The organism is Acinetobacter sp. 1566109, assembly GCF_000582255.1.
GTDB classification, from domain to species: domain Bacteria; phylum Pseudomonadota; class Gammaproteobacteria; order Pseudomonadales; family Moraxellaceae; genus Acinetobacter; species Acinetobacter nosocomialis.
Window position 1 is genome coordinate 1 of the sequence record NZ_JEYB01000048.1, and the last position, 26,715, is coordinate 26,715.

At 40.0% G+C, this 26,715-nt stretch carries 26 protein-coding genes, 1 tRNA gene and 1 pseudogene; 18 read left to right on the forward strand and 10 right to left on the reverse strand.

Annotation, left to right across the window (positions count from 1 at the left end; translation table 11 throughout):
- Positions 1-157 precede the first annotated feature (157 nt).
- Positions 158-233, reverse strand: a tRNA-Gly gene (locus J582_RS20075).
- 63 nt (positions 234-296) lie between these two features.
- A complete protein-coding gene (gene cysS, locus J582_RS20080) occupies positions 297-1,718 on the reverse strand; it encodes a cysteine--tRNA ligase (RefSeq protein ID WP_004887966.1) in 1,422 nt (473 codons plus the stop codon).
- A gap of 214 nt (positions 1,719-1,932) precedes the next feature.
- Between cysS and J582_RS20085 the strand changes: the two genes are divergently transcribed.
- The 12 genes from J582_RS20085 to J582_RS20135 all read left to right on the forward strand — a co-directional run bounded on the left by J582_RS20085 (position 1,933) and on the right by J582_RS20135 (position 12,750).
- Positions 1,933-2,910 (forward strand): KpsF/GutQ family sugar-phosphate isomerase, encoded by a 978-nt coding sequence (locus J582_RS20085; protein ID WP_002051059.1) that lies wholly within the window; start codon positions 1,933-1,935, stop codon positions 2,908-2,910.
- Positions 2,911-2,913: 3 nt separating this feature from the next.
- Positions 2,914-3,453: a KdsC family phosphatase gene (locus J582_RS20090; protein ID WP_004709751.1), complete on the forward strand. Its 540-nt coding sequence runs from the start codon at positions 2,914-2,916 to the stop codon at positions 3,451-3,453.
- A gap of 37 nt (positions 3,454-3,490) precedes the next feature.
- Positions 3,491-4,039: an LPS export ABC transporter periplasmic protein LptC gene (gene lptC / locus J582_RS20095; protein ID WP_002051045.1), complete on the forward strand. Its 549-nt coding sequence runs from the start codon at positions 3,491-3,493 to the stop codon at positions 4,037-4,039.
- Complete coding sequence (gene lptA, locus J582_RS20100) at positions 4,023-4,571, forward strand: lipopolysaccharide transport periplasmic protein LptA (protein WP_002051027.1); 549 nt, start codon at positions 4,023-4,025, stop codon at positions 4,569-4,571. Before lptC ends, lptA begins: the two co-directional genes overlap by 17 nt.
- On the forward strand, positions 4,571-5,317 hold the full coding sequence (gene lptB / locus J582_RS20105; protein WP_032048464.1) for an LPS export ABC transporter ATP-binding protein: 747 nt from the start codon (positions 4,571-4,573) through the stop codon (positions 5,315-5,317). The genes lptA and lptB overlap by 1 nt, the downstream gene beginning before the upstream one ends.
- 167 nt (positions 5,318-5,484) lie before the next feature.
- On the forward strand, positions 5,485-5,610 hold the full coding sequence (locus J582_RS27495) for a hypothetical protein (protein WP_265596796.1): 126 nt from the start codon (positions 5,485-5,487) through the stop codon (positions 5,608-5,610).
- Positions 5,611-5,662: 52 nt separating this feature from the next.
- Positions 5,663-7,129, forward strand: a complete 1,467-nt coding sequence (locus J582_RS20110) for a TolC family protein (protein WP_032048465.1) — start codon at positions 5,663-5,665, stop codon at positions 7,127-7,129.
- Positions 7,126-9,261 (forward strand): type I secretion system permease/ATPase, encoded by a 2,136-nt coding sequence (locus J582_RS20115; protein ID WP_002051058.1) that lies wholly within the window; start codon positions 7,126-7,128, stop codon positions 9,259-9,261. The genes J582_RS20110 and J582_RS20115 overlap by 4 nt, the downstream gene beginning before the upstream one ends.
- 3 nt (positions 9,262-9,264) lie before the next feature.
- A complete protein-coding gene (locus J582_RS20120) occupies positions 9,265-10,455 on the forward strand; it encodes an HlyD family type I secretion periplasmic adaptor subunit (protein ID WP_004887960.1) in 1,191 nt (396 codons plus the stop codon).
- Positions 10,456-10,548: 93 nt separating this feature from the next.
- Positions 10,549-11,148, forward strand: coding sequence for an IMPACT family protein (locus J582_RS20125; RefSeq protein WP_004887958.1), 600 nt, complete (start codon positions 10,549-10,551; stop codon positions 11,146-11,148).
- Positions 11,141-11,752 (forward strand): chloramphenicol acetyltransferase CAT, encoded by a 612-nt coding sequence (locus J582_RS20130; RefSeq protein WP_004887956.1) that lies wholly within the window; start codon positions 11,141-11,143, stop codon positions 11,750-11,752. Before J582_RS20125 ends, J582_RS20130 begins: the two co-directional genes overlap by 8 nt.
- Before the next feature lie 155 nt (positions 11,753-11,907).
- A complete protein-coding gene (locus J582_RS20135) occupies positions 11,908-12,750 on the forward strand; it encodes a universal stress protein (RefSeq protein ID WP_004887954.1) in 843 nt (280 codons plus the stop codon).
- A gap of 116 nt (positions 12,751-12,866) precedes the next feature.
- On the opposite strand, the gene J582_RS20140 is transcribed toward J582_RS20135, so the two are convergent.
- From J582_RS20140 to mutS, 5 genes are all read right to left on the reverse strand, one after another.
- Positions 12,867-13,535, reverse strand: coding sequence for an O-methyltransferase (locus tag J582_RS20140; protein ID WP_004887952.1), 669 nt, complete (start codon positions 13,533-13,535; stop codon positions 12,867-12,869).
- 139 nt (positions 13,536-13,674) lie between these two features.
- Positions 13,675-14,394, reverse strand: coding sequence for a D-Ala-D-Ala carboxypeptidase family metallohydrolase (locus J582_RS20145; RefSeq protein WP_006580609.1), 720 nt, complete (start codon positions 14,392-14,394; stop codon positions 13,675-13,677).
- Between the two features lie 132 nt (positions 14,395-14,526).
- Positions 14,527-14,850 carry a ferredoxin FdxA gene (gene fdxA / locus J582_RS0105040; RefSeq protein WP_002051033.1) on the reverse strand — a complete coding sequence of 108 codons (324 nt, stop codon included), beginning with the start codon at positions 14,848-14,850 and terminating at the stop codon, positions 14,527-14,529.
- A gap of 345 nt (positions 14,851-15,195) precedes the next feature.
- Complete coding sequence (locus tag J582_RS20150; RefSeq protein WP_079377141.1) at positions 15,196-15,726, reverse strand: GNAT family N-acetyltransferase; 531 nt, start codon at positions 15,724-15,726, stop codon at positions 15,196-15,198.
- Between the two features lie 64 nt (positions 15,727-15,790).
- On the reverse strand, positions 15,791-18,436 hold the full coding sequence (gene mutS / locus J582_RS20155; RefSeq protein ID WP_032048467.1) for a DNA mismatch repair protein MutS: 2,646 nt from the start codon (positions 18,434-18,436) through the stop codon (positions 15,791-15,793).
- A 500-nt stretch (positions 18,437-18,936) separates the two neighbouring features.
- Here mutS and J582_RS20160 point away from each other — a divergent pair, with 500 nt between their 5' ends.
- From J582_RS20160 to J582_RS20180, 5 genes are read left to right on the forward strand one after another with little or no spacing between them, the layout of a single operon-like run.
- The gene (locus J582_RS20160; protein WP_004887947.1) at positions 18,937-19,701 is read left to right on the forward strand and encodes an SDR family oxidoreductase; all 765 of its coding nucleotides are present in this window, start codon (positions 18,937-18,939) and stop codon (positions 19,699-19,701) included.
- 12 nt (positions 19,702-19,713) lie between these two features.
- Positions 19,714-20,469 carry an SDR family NAD(P)-dependent oxidoreductase gene (locus J582_RS20165; RefSeq protein ID WP_004887945.1) on the forward strand — a complete coding sequence of 252 codons (756 nt, stop codon included), beginning with the start codon at positions 19,714-19,716 and terminating at the stop codon, positions 20,467-20,469.
- Between the two features lie 47 nt (positions 20,470-20,516).
- A complete protein-coding gene (locus J582_RS20170; protein ID WP_004887943.1) occupies positions 20,517-21,425 on the forward strand; it encodes an SDR family NAD(P)-dependent oxidoreductase in 909 nt (302 codons plus the stop codon).
- A 1-nt stretch (position 21,426) separates the two neighbouring features.
- Positions 21,427-21,882 (forward strand): MaoC family dehydratase, encoded by a 456-nt coding sequence (locus tag J582_RS20175; protein WP_004709686.1) that lies wholly within the window; start codon positions 21,427-21,429, stop codon positions 21,880-21,882.
- 13 nt (positions 21,883-21,895) lie between these two features.
- Positions 21,896-23,719 (forward strand): acyl-CoA dehydrogenase, encoded by a 1,824-nt coding sequence (locus tag J582_RS20180; protein ID WP_004887941.1) that lies wholly within the window; start codon positions 21,896-21,898, stop codon positions 23,717-23,719.
- Between the two features lie 156 nt (positions 23,720-23,875).
- Here the strand turns inward: J582_RS20180 and J582_RS20185 are convergent, their stop codons facing one another.
- Positions 23,876-24,787, reverse strand: a complete 912-nt coding sequence (locus J582_RS20185; RefSeq protein ID WP_032048469.1) for a LysR family transcriptional regulator — start codon at positions 24,785-24,787, stop codon at positions 23,876-23,878.
- A 102-nt stretch (positions 24,788-24,889) separates the two neighbouring features.
- On the opposite strand from J582_RS20185, the pseudogene J582_RS27320 reads away from it, so the two are divergent.
- Positions 24,890-25,039, forward strand: a pseudogene (locus tag J582_RS27320) (MFS transporter); the annotation flags it as partial.
- Between the two features lie 315 nt (positions 25,040-25,354).
- On the opposite strand, the gene J582_RS20190 reads toward J582_RS27320, so the two are convergent.
- Together J582_RS20190 and J582_RS26220 are read right to left on the reverse strand one after the other, a co-directional pair.
- On the reverse strand, positions 25,355-25,675 hold the full coding sequence (locus J582_RS20190) for a pyrimidine/purine nucleoside phosphorylase (protein ID WP_004887918.1): 321 nt from the start codon (positions 25,673-25,675) through the stop codon (positions 25,355-25,357).
- A gap of 193 nt (positions 25,676-25,868) precedes the next feature.
- Positions 25,869-26,691, reverse strand: a protein-coding gene (locus J582_RS26220) for an IS5-like element ISAba27 family transposase (protein WP_155766481.1) whose coding sequence is annotated in 2 segments (ribosomal slippage) — positions 25,869-26,306 and positions 26,308-26,691 — 822 coding nt in all. Because the reading frame shifts where the segments join, the coding sequence is not laid out codon by codon here.
- Positions 26,692-26,715 lie beyond the last annotated feature (24 nt).

Consider the following 26,715-nt stretch of genomic DNA (forward strand, 5'->3'; position numbering starts at 1 on the left):
TCGTGGGCACGCCATGGTCACATCTTGGTCACAAAATACAAATTACATTAAGAATATTTTTTATTGAATCGAATAACAAAGGAAGAAGAGTTTTTAAAAAATATAATAAAATCAACAAGAAAAAAGCCCCAATCTTTCGATCAGGGCTTTTTGAATCTGGAGCGGGAAACGAGACTCGAACTCGCGACCCCAACCTTGGCAAGGTTATGCTCTACCAACTGAGCTATTCCCGCAATGTGAGCACATTATAGAGTGTTTCATTAAACTGTCAACACTCTTGTGATCTAATTGAACGTTTAATCAGCACGACGCCAAACTGTACCTTGACGGGTGTCTTCGAGAACTACACCTTGCTCAAGTAAAGACTGACGAATAGCATCTGCCTTCGCAAAGTCTTTAGCTTTTTTAGCATCAACACGTTGTTGAATAAAATCTTCAATTTCAGCATCAGACAATGCAAGCGCTTCTTGTCCAATATCTGATTTTAAGAAATCATCTACATTGTGTTGTACCAAACCTAAAATGTTGGTGAGGTAACGTAATGTCGAATAAAGCACAGTCGCTTGGTCAGCTTGCTCTTCTTTTACAGCACGGTTTAACTCTTTGTTGAGTTCAAACAATACAGCCATTGCTTCGGCAGTGTTGAAATCGTCACACATGGCGTTGTTAAAACGTTCAATAAAGCCTTGATCAAGCGTTTCAGTTGTCGTTTGACCATATACTTGTTGATAAGCTTTAAATGAATGGTAGAAACGAGTTAAAGAAGTTTTTGCTTCTTTAAGCGCTACATCAGAGAAGTTCACTGGGCTACGGTAGTGTGAAGACACAATAAAATAGCGGATCACTTCAGGGTGGAACTTCTCCATCACGTCACGAATCGTAAAGAAGTTGCCTAAAGACTTAGACATCTTTTCGCCATCAACGTTAATAAAGCCAACATGCATCCAGTAATTCACATACTGCTCACCAGTTGAGGCTTCACTTTGTGCAATTTCATTTTCATGGTGTGGGAACATTAAATCTGAACCACCACCATGAATGTCAAAGTGGTTACCTAGGCAGCAAGTTGACATTGCAGAACATTCGATGTGCCAACCCGGACGGCCATTACCCCAAGGGGATGCCCAAGACGGTTCATTTTCTTTGGCACGTTTCCAAAGCACAAAGTCAAAAGGATGTTTCTTTTCAACTTCTACATCGACACGCTCACTCGCGCCAGCTTGCATGTCATCAAGCTTACGACCAGAGAGGCGACCATACTTTTCAAATTTGGTGACTTCAAAATAAACATCGCCGTTTGAAGCAGGGTAAGCAGCGCCTTTATTGACCAGATTGCCAATCATGTTTTGCATCTGGTCGATATATTCAGTCGCTTTCGGTGCTTCATCTGGCGCTAAACAGCCTAAGTTCGCTGCATCTTCATTCATAGCGTCGATGAAACGAGTGGTGAGCTGTTGAATCGTTTCACCATTTTCATTCGCACGTTTGATGATTTTGTCGTCAATGTCGGTAATGTTGCGAATGTAGCGAACTTTCCAGCCTTGACTACGCAAGAAACGGATAATGTAGTCAAATGCAACCATAACTCGAGCATGCCCGATATGACAGTAGTCGTAAACGGTCATACCGCAGACGTACATATCGATGTGACCTTCTTTGCGAGGTACAAATTCAACTTTTTTTCGTTGCTCAGAGTTATATAAAACAAACGGTTGCATAAGGGTTTTCAAACACTCAACAAAAATAGTGTTACATCATAACTGATGCATCATTTTTAACAAAGTTTTATGCATGAATTTTATAAGCTTGTGAAATCTTATACATTTAAAAACGTGTAACTGATTGAGTTATGCTAGAATGCCCCCAAATCTTTTGATTAAAATCACCGATCTCAATTAAGAGATCAGATCAATTATTTTGAGTCAAACTCGTATGCCTAATCCTACAGATTTCCAAAGCAGTGCATTAGCTACATTGCGTATTGAGCAACAAGCCATAGATGTATTAGCAACACAAATTGATGACCGTTTTAACCGTGCTTGCGAAGTACTGTTGCAGTGTAAAGGTCGTGTTGTGATTACAGGTATGGGTAAATCTGGGCATATTGGTCGAAAAATGGCGGCAACATTTGCCTCTACAGGTACGCCGTCTTTCTTTATGCATCCTGGTGAAGCGGGCCATGGCGATTTAGGTATGCTGGTTCGCGGTGATGTACTTATTGCAATTTCCAACTCAGGAAAAAGCGATGAAATCATGATGCTTATGCCGCTTATTAAACATCTCGGCGTACCGATGATTACGATTAGTCGTGATGATAAAGGTCCAATGCCGCAAAATGCTGATATCGCTTTAACTCTAGGTGAGTCGGATGAAGCTTGCCCTTTAGGCTTGGCTCCTACTTCAAGTACGACAGCGACTTTGGTTTTAGGCGATGCTTTAGCGGTTGCTTTGCTTGAAGCACGCGGTTTTACTGCTGATGATTTTGCACGTTCGCATCCAGCAGGGGCATTAGGTAAGCGTTTACTTTTACATGTAAAACATTTAATGCATACAGGTGACGAGTTACCAAAAGTTTCACCTGAGACTCCAATGAATCAAGTGCTTTACGAGATTTCAAATAAGCGTTTAGGTTTAACGACAATTGTTGATGAACAAGACCACTTGCTTGGTATTTTTACAGATGGAGACTTACGTCGTCTCATTGATAAACAGCAAGGGTTTGATGTGAATTTACCTGTGTCTGAGGTCATGACCAAAAAACCGTCAACTATTTCTCAAGAAGCACGTGCTGTAGAAGCGTTACAACAACTTAACCAGAAAAAAATCAGTCAGTTTGTGGTGGTCGACGACCAAAATAAAGTGATTGGGGTAATTAGTATGCATGATCTTATTCAGGCAGGGGTGAATTAATCCATGGCATCGTATGCATTGTTAGAACAAGCACGTCATTTGCAGGCATTGGTTCTGGATGTTGATGGTATTTTAAGTGATGGCTTTGTGACGTTAACTAACACGGGCGATGAAATTAAATCATTCGATATCCGTGATGGTTTGGGTATGAAACTTGCGCAACAAGCGGGCATGAAAGTCATCATTATTACTGGTCGAAAAAGTAATATTGTTGATAAACGTATGTCTGATTTGGGTGTAGACCTCGTTTTTCAGGGTCGTGAAGACAAAGGCTCGGCACTTCGCGAAGCTTGTGCACAGTTTAATATTTTGCCTTCAGATTGTTTATATATGGGCGATGATTGGCCAGATCTTTCAGCATTTGCGATTGCAGGAATGAGTGTTACCGTTCCAAACGGACATGAAGAAGTGCGCCGCCGTGCGCACTTAGTGACCCAAGCAATGGGTGGTCGTGGAGCTGTTCGTGAAGTCTGTGATATGTTGCTGATCGCAAAAGGCATTTACCAGGAACTTCTTGAAAAATATCTTGCAGTACCGCATTAATAACAAGATTACTTAAAAAGGTAGGCTATTCCTGCTCATGGATACCAGAGTTTTATATATTGTTGCTGTAGTAGTTGCTGCTGTGAGTGGTGGTTATTACTACTATAGTGGCAAGGCAAAAAAACTGGACATTGGTTCGGCGAAGAATATGACGTATTCGGCGCAGGGCGTCCATTTGACTCAAACTGATGACAAAGGCAATTTGTATATTCGTGCTGAAGTTCGTCAGCTTGAGCAGGATATGCAACAAAAAACGTCAAAGTTGGATCAACTTAACGCCTCTATGTATAAATTAGGTAAAGTTGATGCAACATTCTTTGCTAAACAAGCTTATGGATATGATGATAATCAAAAGGTTGTGTTATCGGGCGATGTGGTCGCAACCAAGATTGCACCTCAAGGAACCATTGAGTTCCAAACCGATGAACTAACAGGTTATCCAAAAACCAGAGACATTGAAACAAACCATCAAGTGGTTGTTCAGTCTCCACAAGGCGAGTTTGTGAGTAAAGGATTAAAAGGCAATTTGAATAACGGTCAGTACGAATTTTTTAATATTCGAGGAAAGTATGCACCAAAGTCTTAATTTAAAACGTTCTTCAGCTTTCCTAAAACAAGCTGCGGTAATTACATTCGTTGCTTTATCATCTGCTTCGACTTTTGCTTTGCCGTCTGACCGTAATCAACAAATTTCATTGGTCGCAGACCGTGCAACTTATAATGACAAAACTGGTTTGACCACTTACACGGGTAATGTTGTGATTGAGCAAGGTACGATGAAGCTTCAAGCTGACTCAATTGTTGCCAATCTAAACTCGAAACGTGAAATTCAAGTGATTACTGCCAAAGGCCGACCAGCTAAGTTCCAACAGCAAATCAATGCCAATAAAGGTGTTGCACGTGGTGAAGGGCAAACGATTGTCTATAATGCAGATACAGGCATTATTACTCTGTCTGGCGGCGCATACTTATACCAAGATGGTTCAAGTATTCGTGGTAATTCTCTGAAATATAGTATGAACAAAGGTGATGTTGAAGCTCAAGGTTCTTCTTCAAACCGTGTACAAATTATTATTCCACCTTCAAGTTCTAAAAGTTTCCCAGGAGCGCGTGACTAATGCAGCAAGCTCTTCAACAACCGCAAACTTTGTGTATTAAGCACTTAGCCAAAAACTATAGTAAGCGTTGGGTTGTCAAAGACGTCTCTTTTAGTATGCAAAGTGGACAGATTGTTGGTTTGCTTGGTCCTAACGGTGCCGGAAAAACGACCAGTTTCTATATGGTCGTTGGGCTTGTGCCTATGGATAAGGGCGAGATTCATCTTGATGACCTCGATATGTCAGATCTAGCGATGCATGAGCGTGCGCGTAAAGGTATTGGTTATTTGCCTCAAGAAGCTTCTATCTTTAGAAAGTTGACGATTGCTGAAAATATTATGTCGATCTTAGAGACGCGTAAAGATTTGAATAAGCAACAACGCCAACAACGTCTTCATGAGTTGTTAAACGACTTTAAAATTAGTCATATCAAAGATTCATTAGGAATGAGTGTATCGGGTGGTGAACGCCGCCGTGCGGAAATTGCGCGTGCTTTGGCAGCAGACCCTAAGTTTATGCTATTGGATGAGCCATTTGCGGGTGTCGATCCAATTTCAGTGGGCGATATTAAAGATATTATCCAAACATTAAAAGATCGTGGTATTGGTGTACTCATTACCGATCACAACGTTCGTGAAACTTTGGCAATCTGTGAACGTGCTTATATTGTAAGTGAAGGCTCGGTAATTGCTGAAGGCACACCACAAGAAATTTTAGACAATGAACAGGTACGTAAAGTCTATTTGGGTGATGATTTTACAGTTTAATTAAAGTCATTAATCTAATTGGTTAAAAAGAGGTCAAGGCCTCTTTTTTGTTTTTTGATGTTTTATAAATAAAAACAATTACATATACCACTCATTTAATAAAAAAATAATGTGTGATTTATTCGACCAATTATGCTGTTTTCATTGAAAAACTATGTAGAATGGAGATGCTTTTAAACGATAACAAACAAGATCAACAAGATCAACAAGATCAACAAGATCAACAAGATCAACAAGATCAACAAGATCAACAAGATCAACAAGATCAACAAGATAAGCATGATTGGATATAACCAGAAAAGAGTGAAAGGGAAATGTAGAAAGCAGGCTTTCCTGAAAGGGCTGATGCTTTTAAGTACACTACATGTTCCTGTTGTGATATACGCTGCTAAACCAAGTGAGCAATACCACACCCTGAAAGAAAACTTGTCACAACTTTTTGTCCCTAAAAGTAGTGATGATTTTAAAGTTGCCAAGATGCACGAGCTTAGTAATTTCAAGCTAGATCGTTCTATTGTGCAGGAATTTCCAACTGTTCAACTTAATGATAAGTCGGCTTCATCTTTTTCCAACTTGCCATCTCGAACGATGACATTGCAAGATGCGGTAAAAATTGCCATTCAGCGTAGTCCAGATATTTCACAATCTATTGCAACTTTAGCAGGTCAAAATTCAGGAGTTGACGTTGCTAAAGCCGGTTACTATCCCCAGCTGGCTGGAGGAATTTCAACTGGTGATTTAAGCACTGGCGAGCGTGGTAGGCAGCTACTCACTTTAAGTGCTACTCAAATGCTCTATGACTTTGGTAAGGTCAAATCAGGTGTGAATGTTGAACAGGCTAAAGTTCAGGTTGAACAAGCGAATGTTTTAGTCAGTGTTGATACTCTAGCTTTGGATGTTGCACAAACTATTGTGAATATTCAGCGTTATCTTCAACTTAATAAAATTGCTGAGCAGCAAATTGCCGGTATTCAACGCATTCAAGACATTGCTAATCTACGAGCAAACGCCGGTGTCGCGAGTCAGGCAGATCCAATTCAGGCGCAGTCATACTTACAAGCAGCGCAGTCGACCTTAATTGCGCAGCAATCATTGTTACGTCAATATCAACAGCATTTAAGAACGTTACTCGGCGCAGATGTTACTCGTACTGGATGGATTATTTCCGAAGACCTCGTAAAGCAATCTGACCTTTATGGTGAACCTGAGTTTAATACTATTCCTAAAATGATTGCCGCACAGGCAAGTGTAGAGGTTGCTAAAGCACAAAAAGAACAAACCCGTTTAACACGTTATCCGACCTTAGCTGTTAAAGGCTCGGTCAGTCAGGCGATTAACGGTAAAAATCCAAATAATGATAAGGATGATGGCTTATATAGTTCAGTCATGTTGGAAGCAACAAGTCAGTTTTATCAAGGTGGTGCAACCGCTTCACAAGTAAAAATGGCAAGTTATGCTGAAGAAGCGGCTAAATCTAAAGTCAATTCCGTTTATCTGGATGTGCTGGATCAAATTAGAACAAGTCGTGAACAAATTGAAAATAAACAACGTCAAATGCAGGTTTTGGCAACTCGCCAAGCAACGACGGTTCGTACACGTGAACTCTACCAAGAGCAATATAAGCTCGGTACCCGTTCACTGGTCGATTTATTAAATGCTGAACAAGCCATTCATAGTGCCAACTCAGAACTCGAATCAGCACGTTATGACATTTATAACAGCATTGTTCAATACATTGCAGCAACAGGACGTTCCCGCCAAGCCTATGGCTTAAATAATATTTCAATTCAGGGGTTCGAAGTACAACCATGATGACAAAAATAAATTACCAGCCTTGGTTACAGGCGGTCTTAACTATTGCCAAACACTACCGAATCGAACCGTCAGAAGAAAGAATTCGTTTACAACTCGACTGGAACCAAAACCAGAATCTAGATGATGTCTTGCAATTAATGACGCGTCAGGTCGGTCTTAATCTTCGTAAGGCGCCATTTTCTTTAGACTTATTAAACCCATGGCGTTTACCGGTTATGGTGGAGTTTAATGATGGACAAGTCGGTGTAATCGATAAAGCAGATACGCAAGGTAATGTGAGTATTCAGTTCAGTGGAGATCAAGGTCTTTCACAAAACTTATCTTTAGACGTTCTAAAAACGACACTCAAAAATGTCTATATTTTACGCCCTGAAACGTCTATTCCAGACGCCCGTATTGATGAATATATCAAGCCATACGAAGCTAACTGGTTCTGGTCGATTGTTTTAAGAGACTGGAAACGTTATATCGATATTATGTTTGCCTCTTTAATTGCCAATATTTTGGCATTGGCAACCATTATTTTCTCGATGCAAGTCTATGACCGTGTTGTGCCATCTCAGTCAATCCCGACCTTATGGGTGCTGGCAGGTGGTGTACTCATTGCGGCTCTTTTCGAGTTTACCTTACGCGTTTCGAGAGTGTATTTATCCGATATTATTGGTAAGCGTGCCGACTTACGTGTCTCAGACCGTGTATTTGGCCATGCTTTACGTATCAAAAATAAAGATCGCTCTAAATCTACCGGTAGTTTTATTTCCCAGATTCGTGAACTCGAAGGTGTTCGTGAGTTAGTAACCTCAACTACTATTAGTGCAATTGCCGATTTCCCATTCTTTTTCTTGTTCCTGATTATCTTTGCGATTATTGGAGGAAAATTATTCTGGGTTATGTTGCTTGTTGTGCCGCTTATGATTTTGCCAGGTGTTCTAGTACAGAAGAAATTGGCTCAACTTGCACAAGAAGGTATGAGAGAGTCTTCAATTCGTAACGCAATACTTGTAGAAGCAGTACAGGGTATTGAAGACATCAAGCTATTACGTGCTGAATCACGTTTCCAAAACCAATGGAACCACATGAATGAAGTTTCAGCCGACATTGGTATGAGACAGCGTAAAATTGTTGGTACTTTAATGGCTTGGACCCAAATGGTTCAGGGCTTAACTTACGCTATTGTGGTGTTAGTGGGCTGTTTTGCGGTAATGGATGGGGAAATGACCACGGGTGCGCTCGTTGCGTGTTCAATTCTTTCTTCACGTATGTTGGCACCGATTGCCCAAATTACAGGGGTATTAGGTCGTTTACAGCAAGCAAAAGTTGCTAAACAAAGTCTTGATGAACTCATGCAGCGCCCAATTGATCAGGCTGATCGTGCACATTTGGTTCATAAAGCTGTTTTAAACGGTAATTACGAATTAAAAAATGTCATGTTCCAATACGGGGATGATGACCCAAAACCAAGTCTGGCAATTCGCCATTTGCAAATTCGTGCGGGTGAAAAGATTGCAATTTTAGGTCGTAATGGAGCAGGTAAATCGACATTACTTCAACTCTTATCTGGCATGCAATCTCCGACTCAAGGTGCTGTGCATCTGGACGGTTTAGATCTGTCTTTAATTGACCCATCCGATGTACGTCGTGATATGGGATTACTCAACCAGAATGCTCATTTATTTTACGGAACAATCCGTGAAAACCTGACCTTAGGTGCACCACTTGCGACCGATGAAGATATTCTTCGTGCTTTGGTCGTGACAGGCGCATTACCTTTCATTCAAGAGAAAAAAGAAGGGCTGGATCACCTCATTTTAGAAGGTGGTGTCGGTTTCTCTGGTGGTCAAAAACAAGCTTTATTACTTGCACGTTTATTAATACGTCAACCGAATATTCTATTACTCGATGAACCAACAGCAGCCATTGATGATGTTGCCGAGAAGCAACTCATTGATCATCTTAAAGGATGGTTGGCGCATCGCACATTGATTGTGGCAACACACCGCCGCGCTGTTTTAGAACTGGTCGATCGTATTATTGTCGTGAATGAGGGCAAGATCGTGATGGATGGACCAAGAGATCAAGTACTTAATCAATCAACAGCCCAACAAAAACAAGTAAGCCAAGGGGGATAATTCATGAGCGAACAACAACAAGAACTCACCCGTTCAATGAATGTATCTTATAGTGAACCACCATTACCACGTGCCAGTTTGGTCATTTGGATTGTGGGAATTGGACTCGTTATTTTCTTTATTTGGGCATGGTTTTTCCAATTAGAAGAAGTGTCTACAGGTACAGGTAAAGTCATTCCATCATCTAAAGAACAGGTTATTCAGTCTTTAGAAGGCGGTATTTTAACTAAATTAAATGTACAAGAAGGTGACATTGTTCAAAAAGGTCAAATCCTTGCTCAGTTGGATCCGACTCGTTTTGCTTCGAATGTAGGTGAATCAAGATCTTTATTAATTGCCGCTCAGGCAACAGCGGCACTTTTGCGTGCAGAAGTGAATGGTACACCGTTGGTTTTTCCTGAAATTGTAGCGAAAGATCCGAAGCTTGTACGCGAAGAGACTGCTTTATATGAGTCTCGCAAAGCTGATTTACAGCAAACGCTTTCTGGCTTGAAGCAAGCATTACAGTTGGTTCAACAAGAATTAGCGATGACTGAACCCTTAGTTGCCAAAGGCGCTGCCAGTGAGGTTGAGGTTTTACGTTTACGCCGTGAAGCAAATGATTTGCAAAATAAAATGAACGATGCACGTAACCAATATTACGTTAAAGCACGTGAAGAGTTATCTAAAGCAAATACTGACACTCAAACTCAACAACAGGTCGTGATGGGCCGTAATGACAGTTTAGAGCGTGCCGTATTTAGAGCACCTGTACGCGGTGTTGTAAAAGAAATTACAGTAACAACTCATGGTGGTGTCGTTCCGCAAAATGGTAAGTTAATGACGATTGTTCCAATTGATGAACAGTTACTGATTGAAGCTCGCATTTTGCCACGTGACATTGCATTCATTCGCCCTGGTCAGGAAGCTTTAGTAAAAATTACAGCTTATGATTATTCAATTTATGGTGGTTTAAAAGGTAAAGTTACCGTTATTTCTCCAGACACGATTCGTGATGAAGTTAAACAGGATCAATTCTATTATCGCGTTTATATCCGAACTGATACAGACAAGCTCTACAATAAACAAGGTAAGGCTTTTGGTATTACACCGGGTATGGTGGCAACGGTAGATATTCGTACTGGTGAGAAAACTGTACTCGATTACTTGCTTAAACCATTTAATAAAGCGAAAGAAGCATTACGAGAAAGATAACAGAAGAAGCCCCGAAATTCGGGGCTTTTTTTATAGGTTCGCTTCTATTAAATTCACGTTATAATTTGATTTTTATTATGCTTTATTTAATTTATGGCTTTTACGATTGCAGCACCGGTTACATTTGAAGAAGAAATTAAAAAAAGTAGATTTCAGGCTATTGCTGCGCCAGTAGAAAATGAACAGCAAGTGAAAGAATTTTTAGAATTAAATAAAGATATATCGACTACCCATCAATGTTGGGCGTGGAAAATTGGGCATAACGTTCGCTTTAATGATGATGGTGAGCCATCTGGTACAGCAGGGCGTCCAATTCTGGCAACTATTGAAGGCAACGACTTAACTAATATTATCGTCATGGTGAACCGCTGGTATGGGGGTATAAAACTGGGAACTGGTGGTTTAGTACGGGCCTATGGCGGTTGTGCTGGGCAATCCTTATTGTTAGCTGAGCGAATTGAACTTATTGAAAAGAAGACCATTCACTTTTCTTGTCATTTTAATGAATGGGCTATTTTTCAATATGAGCTTACGCAGCAGCAAATTGATTTTCAGGAAACCTATACTGCAATAGGGGTAGATATTGAAGCTAGATTACAAATCCACCAGATTGAGCCACTTGCTTTAAAGCTCCGTGATGTCACTCGTGGCCGAGAAGAATTAAAAGTTGAGGAGGAGTTAGCAGATGACTGATTCCTTACTCAAATACCGTGATCAACATAAGCACCGTTTAAATTATATGCCATGGCTATATTGGACTTTAAAGCCCAAACACCGTGCCTGGGCAGAAGAATGGCAAAAAGAATATCAGGCTTATTTAATGGATATGGAAACAGTCGAGATCGGGGAGAACTGTTTTATTTCACCGTTAGCCCATATTTTTGCCGAGCCGGGTAGGAAAATTAAGATTGGTGACAATTGTTTTATTGCGGCAGATTGTAGTTTACATGGACCGCTTGAGATTGGTAACGAAGTCGCTATTAACCACCACTGTATTTTAGATGGTGGTCGAGCTGCTATAAAACTACACGATCAAGTTCGTATTGCTGCTTATTGTCATCTATATGCCTTTGATCATGGTATGCAACTAGACCGTCCGCTTTATCAACAGCCTGTTCGTTCGCAGGGAATCGAAATTGAAAAAGATGTTTGGTTAGGCGCGCATGTTGGAGTTAAAGACGGAATTAAAATTGGTAAACACGCTGTAGTTGGTATGAATAGTATGGTGACAAAAGATGTGGAGCCGTACCATATAGTGGGTGGAAACCCAGCAAAATTTATCCGTTTAAGAGAATAATACAGTCTTAAGAATGTAATAAAATGTTTGATCTTTAAACAAAAAAGTTGATTTTAATACATAAACCTTAACATACGGATTTTTATCTATGTTAAGTTAAAGCTAAGTTATAGAAAAATCTCCAAGGCAAATAGACCTGAAGAAGAGAGGCAAAAATGAACCGTGTTATTGCGTGTATTGATTCATCACCTTGTATTAATGCTATTGCAGATGCAGCGGCTTGGGTTGCGAAAGCAACTGGACGAGAGCTTGTGTTATTACAAATTTTAGATTACTACCCAGCAAGTTATCACTTAGGTGAAATAAGTGGTGTAATCGGCTTTGAAAGCAATGCAATGTTGCTTAAAGAGTTGGCTGAATTAGAGCAAAAACAAAGTGAACTCGCTTTAGATTACAGCAATAACTTACTCAAACATATCTCTGATCTAATTAAAGAAAAACACGGAATTACATGCTCCAAAATTCAGGAAAAAGGGGATTTTCTAGAGCAAAGTTTCAATCTCTTGCATGAAAATGATATTGTTATTTTAGGGCGAGTGGGCGAAAGGGCTGCCGAAAAGCATAAACCAATTGGTAGCAATGTCGAAAACTTCATTCGAGGCGCAAATTGCACGGTTCTGACTATTGGTGAAAACTTCAAAGTACCGACACGTTTTATATTTGCTTATGAATACTCTCCTACGTGTCAAAAAATGATGCGCCGTATTGCACAAAGTGATTTATTACGGACTTTACAGTGCCATTTAGTGTATGTGGGCGATCATCCTGAAATATTGAATGAACCAGAACATTTCCTTAAAGAAGCCGGCCTAGATGTCGTCACTGTTTACCGATATGGTGATGTTGCCCAGAATATTCTTGAGTACCAACAAGAACACGGTATTCAGATTATTGTGCTCGGTGCTTTTAGCCATAGCAAAATTCATCAGTTCTTCTTGGGAAGTATTGCAACGACCATATTCCGAAACGCGACTGTGCCATTACTTGTGGCTAAATGATGAGATCAGCATATAGTTATCCGCAAATCTTGTGGATAACTATATGGAAAAGCAAGGGTAATAAAAGTAATTATTTGATTATAAATAATAAAATAGAAAAGATGATTTTTTGATCACTATTTAACAATTGCAATCGCGAAGCCGTCATGACCTTTTGAGCCAACCGTTTGTAAAGCTGTACAAGACAGAATTTGCGGATGGTTTTCTAAAGCTTTAAAGGTTTCACGAATACCTTCAATACTCGGTTTTTTGTTTTCAGGATTCAAAATATCGCCCGCACGGATGACGTTGTCTAGCACGATAATCGTACCTGATTTTGAGAACTTAAGGCTGAGTTCTAAATATTCCGGATAACCCTGTTTATCTGCATCAATGAAAATAAAATCGAAAGGCTCAATCGACTGTGGATCTATCGCTGAAAGTATATCGGCAGCACGGCCAGCTTTTAGTTCAACTTTTACAGGAAGATTCGCATGGTCGATATTTTTTTTGGCCATTTCTGCATGTGTATCGCGACCTTCAATGGTAAGCAAATAGCCATCTTCAGGCAGGGCACGTCCTAGCCAAATTGTACTGTAGGCAGCAAAAGTTCCAATTTCTAAAACTCGCTTACACTTATTCATCTGAATAAGCATTTGTAAAAACATGCCTTGGTTTGGAGCAACTGCAAGATGATTTGAAAAGCCGTGTTCGTCGGTATTTTTTAATGCAAAGTCGAGTCGGGGATCTTCGGGAATTAAATGTGAGTCGATATATTCGTCAATGTCTGTCCACAACTGCTGCATAGTCAAATTTACCTGTATATTGATAGGCGTATTTTAAACGTTTATGACTAGAGTGCAAAAATCTTCGGATTAAGAAATTTTGGTTGATTATAGAATGAGCAAATCCCCTTAAACTGAAGCGCACAAGGGGATTTATATTTTAGAAATTACACATGGAAGTATTACGGGTTAGGTCAGGTCCCCAAGTACGATAGCCTTGAGTATCAATATGGATTTGTCCTGAACTATATAAACCAATACCTAAGTTTAAACTTTGACCATGTTGGGCCCAGAACTGACACAATTTAAACTTGGTATTTTCAATAAACGCATAGTCTTGCGGTTGTGGAACTTCTGGTCCAATACGGAAATCGATGGCAGAGTTAAACAAATGTTTAGAAGAACTTGCACCACCAGCACATTGGTTTAAAGGTAAGTCACGATAAACCGAAGTCACTTCAAAGTCGGTTAAAACTTTTGCAGCAATTAAATATTTAAAGACGCGTAAGGTCGATAAAGAGTTATTCCAAAGTTCACGGTTTGGAACAGCATATTCTGAACTGCCACATTTTTGCCAATCGCGAGCTGATCTTAATAATTCAAAACTTGGTACGATGCCAGCAACATCATGACGCGCTAGAAATTTTTCGTATTCGCGTACACGTTCATAATGATCGCCAGTATTTAACCAAGCACGATAAGAAGCAGGCTCAACTTTAGGTGGAATTGGACGTTCGATAATAACGCGTTCTTGAGGAATAAAGATGCGTTTACTTGGAGAGGTTTTGCCTGTTGTTGTGTGTTGGGGAGAGCTGGCGCAACCTACCATAACCGCAGGGATTATGCATAGGGGCAGCAGACTCTGCAAAAACTTCCGCATAAGAAAAATCAAAAGCTTAATAAATATTGCGCCTATTTTAATGCAAAACAGTGCACAAATTACGAGGAATTTGCAATGAAATGTTTGAATAGGGTATAAAAAAGATCAGCGGTTGCTGATCTTTTTTTGAAATTATTTTTCTAGATACTGTAACTTATCTGGTTTGCCGTTCCATTCTTCACGGTCAGCAGGTTGATCGCCAATTTGAGTAATGTTAGGCCATTTTTGAGAAAGTTCAGCATTTAACTCAATAAATACTTCCTGACCTTCTGGTAACTCATCTTCAGAGAAAATTGCATTTGCAGGGCATTCTGGTTCACATAATGCGCAGTCAATACATTCATCCGGATTAATCACTAGGAAATTCGGACCTTCGTAAAAACAGTCTACAGGACAAACTTCTACGCAATCTTGGTATTTACATTTAATACAATTTTCAGTGACAACAAAGGTCATGGCGACAGCTACCTAAAAAATATGGTTTCATTTCGAATAGCTTATTTTAGGCAAAAAAGGGGTAAACAAACAATTGCTTTTATTGATATTGTTTATTTATACATATGAAGATAAGTTAAAACTTTGATATTCAAAGGAATGTTCTGGCCTTAAGATTGGTCAGATTGTAAAATTGAGATAAAAATATATTTTTAAAAACAAAAGGTTAAATAAATTTTTTCTGATGGGTTTAAATGTCATTTGGGTCAAGGTATCTATTTGATTAGATACCTTAAATCCGACTCTTGCGCTTAAATGCTGCTTTTATGCTGCATTTATAGCTAAAAAATCCTTAAATTATGGGTCTTAAAGCATACAGAGCAAATGAATGTCTTCTGGTTCTAACTCCCATAATTCCCGATCTGGATGTTTCAATACTGCCGCACCATACTTCATATAAAAGTCGACTGTACGTTTACTTGGCGTAGCTGAAATATAAAGTTGATGAACGCCCAATTGCTTGGTCGACTCTTTGGCTGCTTGCATCAGCTTTGCGCCAATACCTTGGCCTTGTTGATTGGCATCGACATAAAAATATTGCAGTAATTTAGCAGCAGGATAATCACCAATGTGTTGGTTAGATACGACACTAATGCCCACTAGCTGTTCAGCCGTATTAAAAGCACCTACAAATGAAGCACCTTGTTGATAGAGTTCTTTTAATTTTGGTGGGTCATTTTCTAAATGATAGGCATCCCAATTTTTAACATCATAAAAACAATCTATTAATTCGAGTTGATCTTGTTTTTGTATGTAGAGTTGGGTAATCAGTTCACGTCGACTAATGTGTTGCCAAATTAAATCGATCTCTTTGTATTGTAGTGGCCTTAAGAAAATAGAAATTTTATTCTCCTTAAAGTAAGAGCAAACATGCCTATACACATGTTTGCTCAATGAGTGATTATGAATTAAGCGCTGCTTTTAGCTCATAAAGCTGTTCAAGTGCCTGACGAGGGGTCAGGTTGTCTACTTCGATTTGCTTAAGTAAATCGAGGGCAGGTGAAGAGACTTCAACTTCAATCACTTTCTCTATGACTTGAGTACTTGGTGTAACTTCTGAATCTAAAGTTGCAAACAAATCACTTTGAACACTAGTTTGTAAGTGCTGCTGTTGTTGCTTCTCTAAAATACGTAAACGCTTCTGAGCTTCTTTAATCACGTTAGCTGGAATACCAGCTAATTTTGCAACCTGTAAACCATGGCTTTGGCTTGCTGGCCCTTGTTGGACTTTATGCAATAAGATCAGATTACCGTTTAACTCTTGAGCAGTGACATGATAGTTATCAATACCAGGTTCGCTGCCCAACTCTGTTAATTCAAAATAGTGAGTCGCAAACAAGCAAAGACATTTAATGCGTTTGGTTAAATCAACCACACAAGCCCACGCTAAAGAAAGTCCATCATAGGTACTGGTTCCGCGACCAACTTCGTCCATTAACACAAGCGATTGATTCGTCGCATGGTGCAAGATTTGTGAAGTTTCAGTCATCTCAACCATAAAGGTCGATTTGCCTGTCGATAAGTCATCGGCTGAGCCAATACGGGTAAAAATACGGTCGATTGGGCCAAGTTTGGCAGCTCGTGCCGGAACGTAACTACCGCAGTAAGCAAGCAAACTAATTAATGCTGTTTGGCGCATAAAAGTAGACTTACCGCCCATGTTTGGACCGGTAATAATTGCCATACGGTGCTGGGCATCAAGGAAAGTATCATTTGGTGTAAATGGCGCTTTACTTAACGCTTCAACTACAGGATGACGGCCACCTTGAATCTTAATACCTGTTTCTGGTGTAAATTCAGGGCGTGCCCAGTTGTTTAAACGCGCTTGATGAGCAAAGTTTGCAATTACATCAATTTGTGCGATTGCTGAACTCATCATTTGTAGATGAGCAATATTTTCACGAAGGTTTTCAAGTAAAGCTTCAAATAACGCTTTTTCACGTGCTAATGCACGAGACTCACTTGATAAAACTTTATCCTCAAAACTTTTTAGCTCAGGCGTAATGTAGCGCTCGGCATTTTTTAAGGTCTGACGACGAATATAGTCGGCAGGGGCTTGTTCGGCTTGAGAGCGAGTCAGTTCAATATAGTAACCACTTACACGGTTATAACCGATTTTTAAGGTGCTAATGCCAGTACGTTCACGCTCTTTTATTTCTAAATCAATGAGGAATTGGCCTGCATGATCACGAATTTGGCGTAATTCGTCGAGTTCAGCATCATAGCCTTCTGCAATTACATTGCCATCACGAAGTAATACCGGTGGGTTTTCAACAATCGCAGCCATTAAATGTTGATGAAGCGATTTAAAGTCACCCAATTCTTGATCGAGCTGTCCTAATAACTTGGATTTCTTTGCTTGTACAACAGGTGCAAATGCATTTCGTAAAAATGGAATTTGCGCGCAAGCATGACGAAGCTGAACTAAATCGCGTGGTCGCGCACTACCCAGCGCCACACGACTAAGTACACGTTCAATATCCCCAATTTCTTTAAGCACTAAACGAACCGGACTTTCATGGTAGCCCTGAATTAACTGTTCAATTGCATCTAAACGTGCATCAAGTAATGCGGTATCACGGACAGGTTGCATGAGTGTTCGGCTAAGTAAACGTCCACCCATTGCAGTTTGGCAGTCGTTCACCAGTTGGAATAATGATGTGCCGTGTTCAAACAAAGGTTCAATAATTTCTAAGTTACGGCGCGTGATTGGGTCGAGCGCAATAAAGTCAGTGCTTTGTTCTAAAAGAATTGAACGAATATGTGGTAACGCCGTTTTCTGGGTTTCTTTGGCATAGTGAATTAGAGCAGCAGCAGCAGCTTTAGCCAAAGGTAGCGGATCTAAACCAAAACCAGAAAGCGTTGATACAGAGAACTGGTCACATAAGGTTTTTTGTGCATTGTTTAAATTGAAGTCTACATTTGGGCGCTTGGTTACAGGGCAATCTAAATGCTTTTTGATTTGTTCGATAATATTTTGATCGACAAGATCTTCATCAATTAAAATTTCACTTGGCATGAGGCGTGCCAGTTCAATTGGAAGTTGTTCCGGTTTGTAGTCTTGTTGTTGAACTTTAAAAATACCTGCACTTAAGTCGAGTAAAGCAAAACCGATCTGGTTTTGATGGATACATAACGCAACAAGATTAGAGGACTGATAACTTGTGAGTAATGCATCGTCGGTTAATGTACCAGGGGTAAGAATACGAACAACTTTACGCTCAACAGGACCTTTGCCGGTGACTTCACCCACTTGTTCACAAATGGCTACAGTGCGGCCTGCTTTTACTAAACGCGCCAAATAACCTTCGGCTGAATGGTAGGGAACGCCTGCCATTGGAATCGGGTTGCCATTTGCTTTACCACGATGGGTTAAAGTAATGCCTAAAAGTTTGGCTGCTAAATGCGCGTCTTCAAAGAACAGTTCGTAAAAGTCGCCCATACGATAAAACAGCAACGCATGTTGATAGTCTTTTTTGACTTTGAGATATTGCTGCATCATTGGAGTGTGGTTGGAGAGATCAGCCATGATTTCAGCGCTATTCATGCGTAAAAAACCCTTAAAAAAACGAAAAATTTACTTTTGGTTAATGAACCAATTTCAAGTTTTTAAAAAATGAATGTAATTCAAGAAAAGTACAATAACTGGATGAACCTTAGAACCAGCATCCCTAGTATAAAGTGTTTTCAGACCATTCCAGCGGTGCAATGGTAACAAATTTGAGTTATTGAAAAAAAGAGTAGTGAATTATTGAAGTACTTGAACAGTGTAAAGATGTATTGAAAAAGAACTTAAGCTTAAAAACGATTTTCTTGAGTAGAAGCTTAACTGTATAAGAGAAAAGAAACATACATATTAATTTTATGCATAGTTGAATATTCAAATAATTCATTTTATTCATTGTTATAGGTTGGGTATGTTTATAAGCATCGTACCAGCGATGTTATATGTTCGATAGCAAATAAAAACTCGTTTCCAAAACTGATAGGCAAACACAAGAATTTAAAAGCCCAACAGTAAAATAGACCAAGCTCAGGAGTAAAAATATGCCAACCAATTTGTTTGATTTAACAGGGAAAGTCGCATTAATAACTGGTGCAAGTCGTGGGATTGGTGAAGAAATTGCAAAACTTTTAGCTGAGTATGGCGCACATGTCATTGTTTCGAGTAGAAAAATTGATGATTGCCAAGCGGTTGCCGATCAAATTATTCAGGCAGGTGGCAAGGCAGAAGCGTTTGCATGTCATGTGGGTTCAATGGAGGATATTACGGCTATTTTTGATCATATCCGTTCTAAGCATGGGCGTTTGGATATTCTAGTCAATAATGCTGCAGCAAACCCTTATTATGGCCATATTCTCGATACAGACCTTGCGGCATATAACAAAACGGTTGAGGTCAATATTCGTGGTTATTTCTTTATGTCGATTGAAGCTGGAAAACTGATGCGAGCTCAAGGCAGCGGTGCGATTGTCAACACCGCTTCTGTGAATGCATTACAACCAGGCGACCGCCAAGCTATTTATTCAATTACCAAAGCAGCCGTGGTGAATATGACGAAAGCGTTTGCCAAAGAATGCGGCCCTTTAGGGATTCGTGTTAATGCCATACTCCCAGGTCTAACAAAAACCAAATTTGCTGGCGCCCTATTTAGCAATGAAGAGGTATATAACCGTTGGTTGCAAGAAATCCCATTACGCCGTCATGCGGAGCCACGTGAAATGGCTGGAACGGTTTTATATCTTGTCTCTGATGCAGCAAGTTATACCAATGGTGAATGTATTGTGGTTGATGGTGGTTTAACCATTTAAGGACGGGTAGCAATGTACGATCAGTATTCAGATCAAGTGGTCTCAATCACAGGTGCGGCGAGTGGATTTGGTGCACTGCTGGCCCAGCAATTGGCAGAACATGGAGCAAAATTAGTCTTGGGAGACCGCAATATCGCAGGGCTGAATGCAGTGGTTGAACCATTACAACAAGCGGGTATACAAGTAGTTGCGCAGGCTTGTGATGTTAGTCTTGAAGCAGAAGTACAGGCATTGGTACAAAGTGCGGTGGATCATTTCGGTAGAATTGATGTCAGTATAAATAATGCGGGTATGAGTCCGCCAATGAAAAGCTTTATTGATACCAATGAGGCAGATCTGGACTTGAGTTTTGCTGTAAATGCCAAAGGCGTATTTTTTGGAATGAAGCATCAAATTCGACAAATGCTACAACAAGGTGGTGGCGTTATTCTAAATGTTGCTTCTATTGCAGGTTTAGGAGCAGCTCCAAAACTGGCAGCTTATTCGGCAGCAAAACATGCAGTGGTGGGTTTAACCAAAACAGCAGCAGTGGAATATGCAAATAAAGGGATTCGGGTTAATGCAATTTGTCCATTTTATACCACTACACCGATGGTGCTCGACAGTGAACTGAACGCGAAACAAGACTTTCTGGCACAGGCTTCTCCGATGAAGCGTCTTGCCCATCCGAGTGAAGTTGTTGCAATGATGCTGATGATGTGTGCTAGAGAAAATTCATATCTCACAGGTCAGGCCATTGCAATTGATGGTGGTGTTACGGCTTATTAAATACTTATTAAGAACAAAATATTAATAAATCTATTTAGGAAAAAACTATGACAATCAATTTAACCAACCGTGTTGCAATTGTTACAGGTGCCGGTGCAGGCTTAGGACGTGAGCATGCGCTATTACTGGCTCGTTTAGGCGCAAAAGTTGTAGTCAATGATTTAGGCAGTGATGTACATGGCAATGGCGGATCAACTTCAGCTGCACAGAAAGTGGTTGATGAAATCATTGCAGCCGGTGGTGAGGCGATCGCCAATGGTGCTTCCGTCACCGATGCGGAGCAAGTCCAGCGTATGGTCGATGACACTATGGCTCGTTGGGGACGCATTGATATTTTAGTCAATAATGCGGGCATTTTGCGTGATAAAACCTTTAGCAAAATGACATTAGAAGATTTTCGGCTAGTGATCGATGTGCATTTGATGGGTGCCGTGAACTGCACTAAAGCAGTTTGGGAAATCATGCGCGAGCAGAAATATGGTCGTATTGTCATGACCACGTCATCCTCGGGTTTATACGGAAACTTTGGTCAGTCTAACTATAGTGCTGCAAAAATGGCTTTAGTAGGTTTAATGCAAACATTAGGCTTAGAAGGCGAAAAATATAACATTCGAGTCAATTGTATTGCCCCAACAGCAGCAACCCGAATGTTGGAAGGCTTGTTACCAGAAACCTCACTCAAAGCACTTGCACCAAGTGCAGTTAGTCCAGCGATTGCTGTATTAGTCAGCGAAGAAGCCCCTAATAAAATGATTATTTGTGCAGGGGCCGGAAGTTTTGAAGCTGCACATATTACCTTGACCCAAGGCATTCATTTAGGAACTGGCGATGAGGTAGTGCATAACTTGGTACAGCATTTAAGTGAGCTTACTGATCGTACCAATGAAATCGTTCCTACGATGGGCGCAGCGCAAGGCAATTTAGAGTTGCAAAAAGCGGGTTTAAGCGGGGACTAACATGAGTATAGTGACGATTGAGCAACTGTTTGACTTGCAAGATAAAGAACTAGGTGTCTCTGATTGGTTGACCATTGACCAAGCCATGATTAATGCTTTTGCGGATGTTACGCGAGATTGGCAATTCATCCATATTGATACCGAAAAAGCTAAACAAACTCCATTTGGTGGCACGATTGCTCATGGTTTTTTGACTTTATCTTTACTATCGGCTATGGCGGCCGAAGTATTGCCCTCTGTAGAGGGACAAACCTCATCGGTAAACTATGGCATGAATAATTTACGCTTTCTAAGTCCTGTGCCGAGCGGACATCGTGTACGGGGAAGATTTACCTTAAAACAAATCATAGAAAAAAGAGCGGGAAGCTATCAGCTGACCTTAGGTGTGACAGTTGAAATTGAAAACCACCCCAAACCAGCGCTCGTTGCCGAATGGTTAACGCTGATGAATTTTTAATTGGGAGAACCGTGTGAATAATGAAATGATTCTTTCTCGACAGGATGTCGATTTCTTACTGTTTGATTGGCTTAACATTGAAGTACTCAATCAGCGTCCTCGTTTTGCAGGGCAAGAGCGTAGTGATTATGCGGCAGTATTGAATGTATATGAAGACTTGGCAACTGATCTTTTTGCGCCCCACAATAAAAAAAATGATAGCCATGAACCTAGCTTTGATGGTGAGCGTGTAACTGTTAATCCAGAGGTAAGTGTCGCCTTAAAAGCCTTTGCAGATGCAGGTTTGATGAGCACAGCTTTTTCTACTGAATGGAACGGAATGAGTTTACCCAATACCATTGAACGAGCAGGTATGGCTTACCTGATGGGTGCAAATCCGGGTACGACAGGCTACGCTTTTTTAACGATTGGTAATGCAAATTTATTGATGGCCCATGGAGACCCTAAAAAAGTAAAGCCATATATTGATGCCATGATTGCAGGTGACTGCTTTGGTACGATGTGCTTATCTGAACCACAGGCCGGATCTAGTTTGGGAGATATTCGGACACGTGCAGTGCCAACAGCCGACGGACGTTATCGTTTATTTGGCAATAAAATGTGGATTTCAGGTGGTGAGCACGATATTTCAGGCAATATTGTGCATTTGGTTCTAGCCAAAATTCCAGATGAACAAGGGAAGTTACCTGCTGGCGTTCAAGGCATTTCGCTATTTACCGTACCTCGAAAATTAGTTGATGAGCAGGGAAATATAGGTGAGCGCAATGATGTCGCTTTGGCCGGAATCAACCATAAAATGGGCTACCGTGGCACCGTCAACTGTGTATTAAATTTTGGTGAAGGTCGTTATACACCAGAAGGAGAACCAGGCGCTATTGGTGAGCTGGTGGGCGAAGCTGGCAAAGGGCTTTCTTATATGTTCCATATGATGAATGAGGCCCGAATTTCAGTTGGTCTGGGCGCAGCCGCCTTGGGATATACAGGTTATTTGCATGCACTGGACTATGCAAAAAACCGTTTACAAGGCCGCTCTCGTAGTGAACGTGATCCGAGTTCTCCACAAATTCCAATTATCCAACATGCAGATGTGCGCCGTATGCTTTTGGCACAAAAATCATATGCCTCTGGAGCACTTGCACTTTGTTTGTATGCTGCAAAATTAACAGATGATATTCACTCTCTTGAAGATAGCGAGCAACAGAAAAAGGCACAACTACTCCTCGATTTACTTACCCCTGTGGTAAAAAGCTGGTCATCAGAATGGGGACTCGTGGCCAATGATTTAGCCATTCAAGTACATGGGGGATATGGCTATACCCGTGAATACAATGTAGAGCAGTTCTATCGGGACAACCGACTCAATCCAATTCATGAAGGTACATTTGGCATTCAGGCGATGGATTTACTCGGACGCAAAACACGGATCAATGATGGTCTGGCGATGCACGTTTTGAATGAAAAAATCACAGGAACAATTGCTCAAGCTCAGTCAATAGCAGCATTACAGCGCCATGCCAATACTCTTGCTCAGACATGGCAACGGGTTCAGGAGGTAACGGCAGCATTACATGCTATTAAGGATATGGATATGCAATTGGCAAACGCTGCCAATTATTTAGAAGCATTTGGACATTTAGTGGTTGGTTGGTTATGGCTAGATCAGGCAATAACCCTTCATGAAAATCTAGCCACTTCATCAGCAACAGATTTTTTAAATGGCAAGTTAGCTGCCTGTGATTATTTTTTTGGTTGGGAAATGCCTAAAATTTACAGTTGGCTCGCTGTTCTTGATCCAATTGAAACTACGCCATTAAATATGCAGGAAGCTTGGTTTTAATCACCAAAATTAATCTCATTTATACTTCATTACGCTGACCATAAGCGTAATGAAGTTATGATTTTTAATAACTTTGGTATAACAGTATTAGATAAACAAACTCAAAGCCATATAGTGAAATATATTGGTTTGGACTTGTTTGTGGAAAGCCCAATTTTATAAAGAAATATGACTCATTTTTTGATGTATGAAGTCAATGAGCGCTCTTGTTTTAGCGGGTAAGTAACGACGATTTGAATACAGTGCGAATAACTGCAAAGGGGCTGCCTTTTGTTCAAATTCAATCTCGACTAGCCGTCCGTCGCTAAAGTAGGGTTGGCAAGTTTGTTTTGATAGAATTGCAAAACCGATACCTGCTACAGCAGCTTGTCCTGCCATCTCTCCGCTGTTTACTCGATAATGTCCTTTAACCTTAATGGCCTCGAATTCCCCCTTTTTATTGACAAATTGCCAAGGAGCACCTTTGAGTGCACTGACTGTTGTAATACAGGGTAACTCTTCAAATTGCTCGATACGAGTAGGGGTGCCATAACGCTGAATGAGAGAAGGGGCTGCAACAATCGTGCATGGGATAGTCACCAGATGACGAGCGATGTAGTCACTGTTATCCATCTGACCGCGGCTAATGATAATCGCTAAATCCAGATCATCTCGTAGAGATTCAAAACCCGACAAATTTGTGACACAGCTGATTTCTAAGTCTGGATACTGACAGGCGAATTCTGCAATCACAGAACCTAGCAGTGCAGGGCCTATTTCATTTGGAATACAAATTCGTAATGGACCTTTAAGCTGCATTTGACGCAACGTTAATTCTGTCTCCGTTTGCTCAAGCGCTTCGAGTAATGGCTTTGCTCTGGTATAGAGTAGTTGCCCTGCCTGAGTGAGTTTCATATGTCGAGTACTACGCTCAATGAGCTGAAGATCGAGTTTTTCTTCTAACTGAGAAATGCAGCGACTCACGTTTGATGTTGGCATTTCAAGCAGTTTCGATGCACCCACAAAACTTTCTTTTTCAACCACAGCAATGAATACTTTCAGGGTATTAAAATCCAGAGCCGGACGCATCAATTGTCCCATATTTGATAATAATAAAAGCCATTTCTACCATATAATCAATACTATTGATAGCAGTTAAACTCGGACATCTTTTATCTATAGGTTACTGCGATGTCCCTAGCCACACAGACGTTTAATTATAAAGTCCTCATGCGGATAGCCACTGTAATTGCTTTCGTTCAGTTCACGAATGCACTGAAATATATGGTGTTCAATCCTATTTTTGTTTTTATGGCGACAGATTTCGCAGTGCCAGTATCGAGTGCTGACTAGACTCAAAAAAAGTGAGTAAAGTATATATAAATGAGACTCATTTGCAATGGTTTGGAGTGAATAAAGGGGTGGGAAAAATTAATAATAATTTAACTTTTTAATTAGATTATCTTTTTACTGTCAGATCATGCAGGTTTTATTACTGGTCAAGTTCTCAATGTTGATGGTGGTGGAAGCTTATAGATAATCGTAACAATGCTTAGGTACTGAAAATTTAAACTTCATCTTGCCTAATTTAAAAAAAGATAGGAAGGTTCATAGAAAAAACACATCCTATGAAAGCTATAACTTTGTAATGTTGATTCATTCTAAATGACAGACGTAATCAATCACTTCATCTGTAATAATTTTAAATTTACTATTTTCTGGAACCTTAAAAGATTCACCACTTGAATAGATTTTAGTCTCCGGATCATCGCCAATTTGAATACTACATTTGCCTGAAATGATCTCAATGCGTTCTGAAACGTGGGTTTTAAAAGTTAAAGCTTTTTCTGTTGGAAGAATCACCCCTAAAGTCTTTTTTGTACCATCTTCAAGTTCAATAACATGACTAATGGAGTGTCCCTCGTAATGAACATTCGCTTTTTTTGTTATAGAAACAGCATCAAATTGATTTGGCATTTTTCTTGTCTCTTTTATTGTACCGAATATGTACAAGATAATAATAAAAGCTCATCTCAACTTTCAAGCTTTAAAAATAGATTGTTAGATGGACACTAGAAATAAATGCATTTCGAATATGAGGTGATTGTTTAAAATGTAGGGCAAATATCTTTTTATTAAAATTAGAATAATAGACCTCTTGCGAAAGTCGTTATTGCAAGTTCATCCGATTTACCAGTGCAGCGATTAAGTTAATGCGTAAACCGAATCTTTTCCGTCTATTTCGATAGCGTTCACTTAATATTCTAAATGTTTTCAATTGACTATTAATATGTTCGATCACAACTCGTATTTTTCCAATCATTTTATTGTACTTTTTCTCAACATCAAATAAGGGTAAATTCTTCTTTTTCTTTATTGGCATCAATAATTTAAAGCCATCTTGCTCTAATCCGTAGTACCCTAAATCGGTCATAACATATTTACAATGTTTGAATTTTTTAACCGTTCTTCTTGCCAATTTAATGTCATGCTGACTGCCATTCGATATATCTAGCCCTATGATTTGTTTGCTGTTCGGATGATAGATCACTTGTGCTTTTAGCGTATGTTTCTTCTTTTTACCACTGTAGAACTTACTCTGATTTTTTTATCGGACGTTCTATTGAACATTCTGTCGCATCAATAATGACCCAGTTAAACTGTTCGTCTGCTGTGGTAATGCTTCGTTTTGGCAGAGTAAACCGTCTTGATTTCATCAATGCATCTTCAACCTTTTTAATGATTCGATTCACATTACTTTCAGCGATATGGTAATTTGCAGCCAACTCCAATTGAGTGCTGTAATTCCGTAAGTAATTGAGTGTTAATAATAATTGATCCTCTATAGCTAAAGTATGAGGACGCCCAGATTTCTTTTTAAGTGATTCTACTTCTTTTAAAACTTCGATCATTTCACTAAAAACTGGTCGAGGTACACCAACCAAGCGCTGGAATTCAGAATCTGAAAAACGATTTAATTTCTGATATCTCATGAAATTTAGATTGAGGTGGTTTTT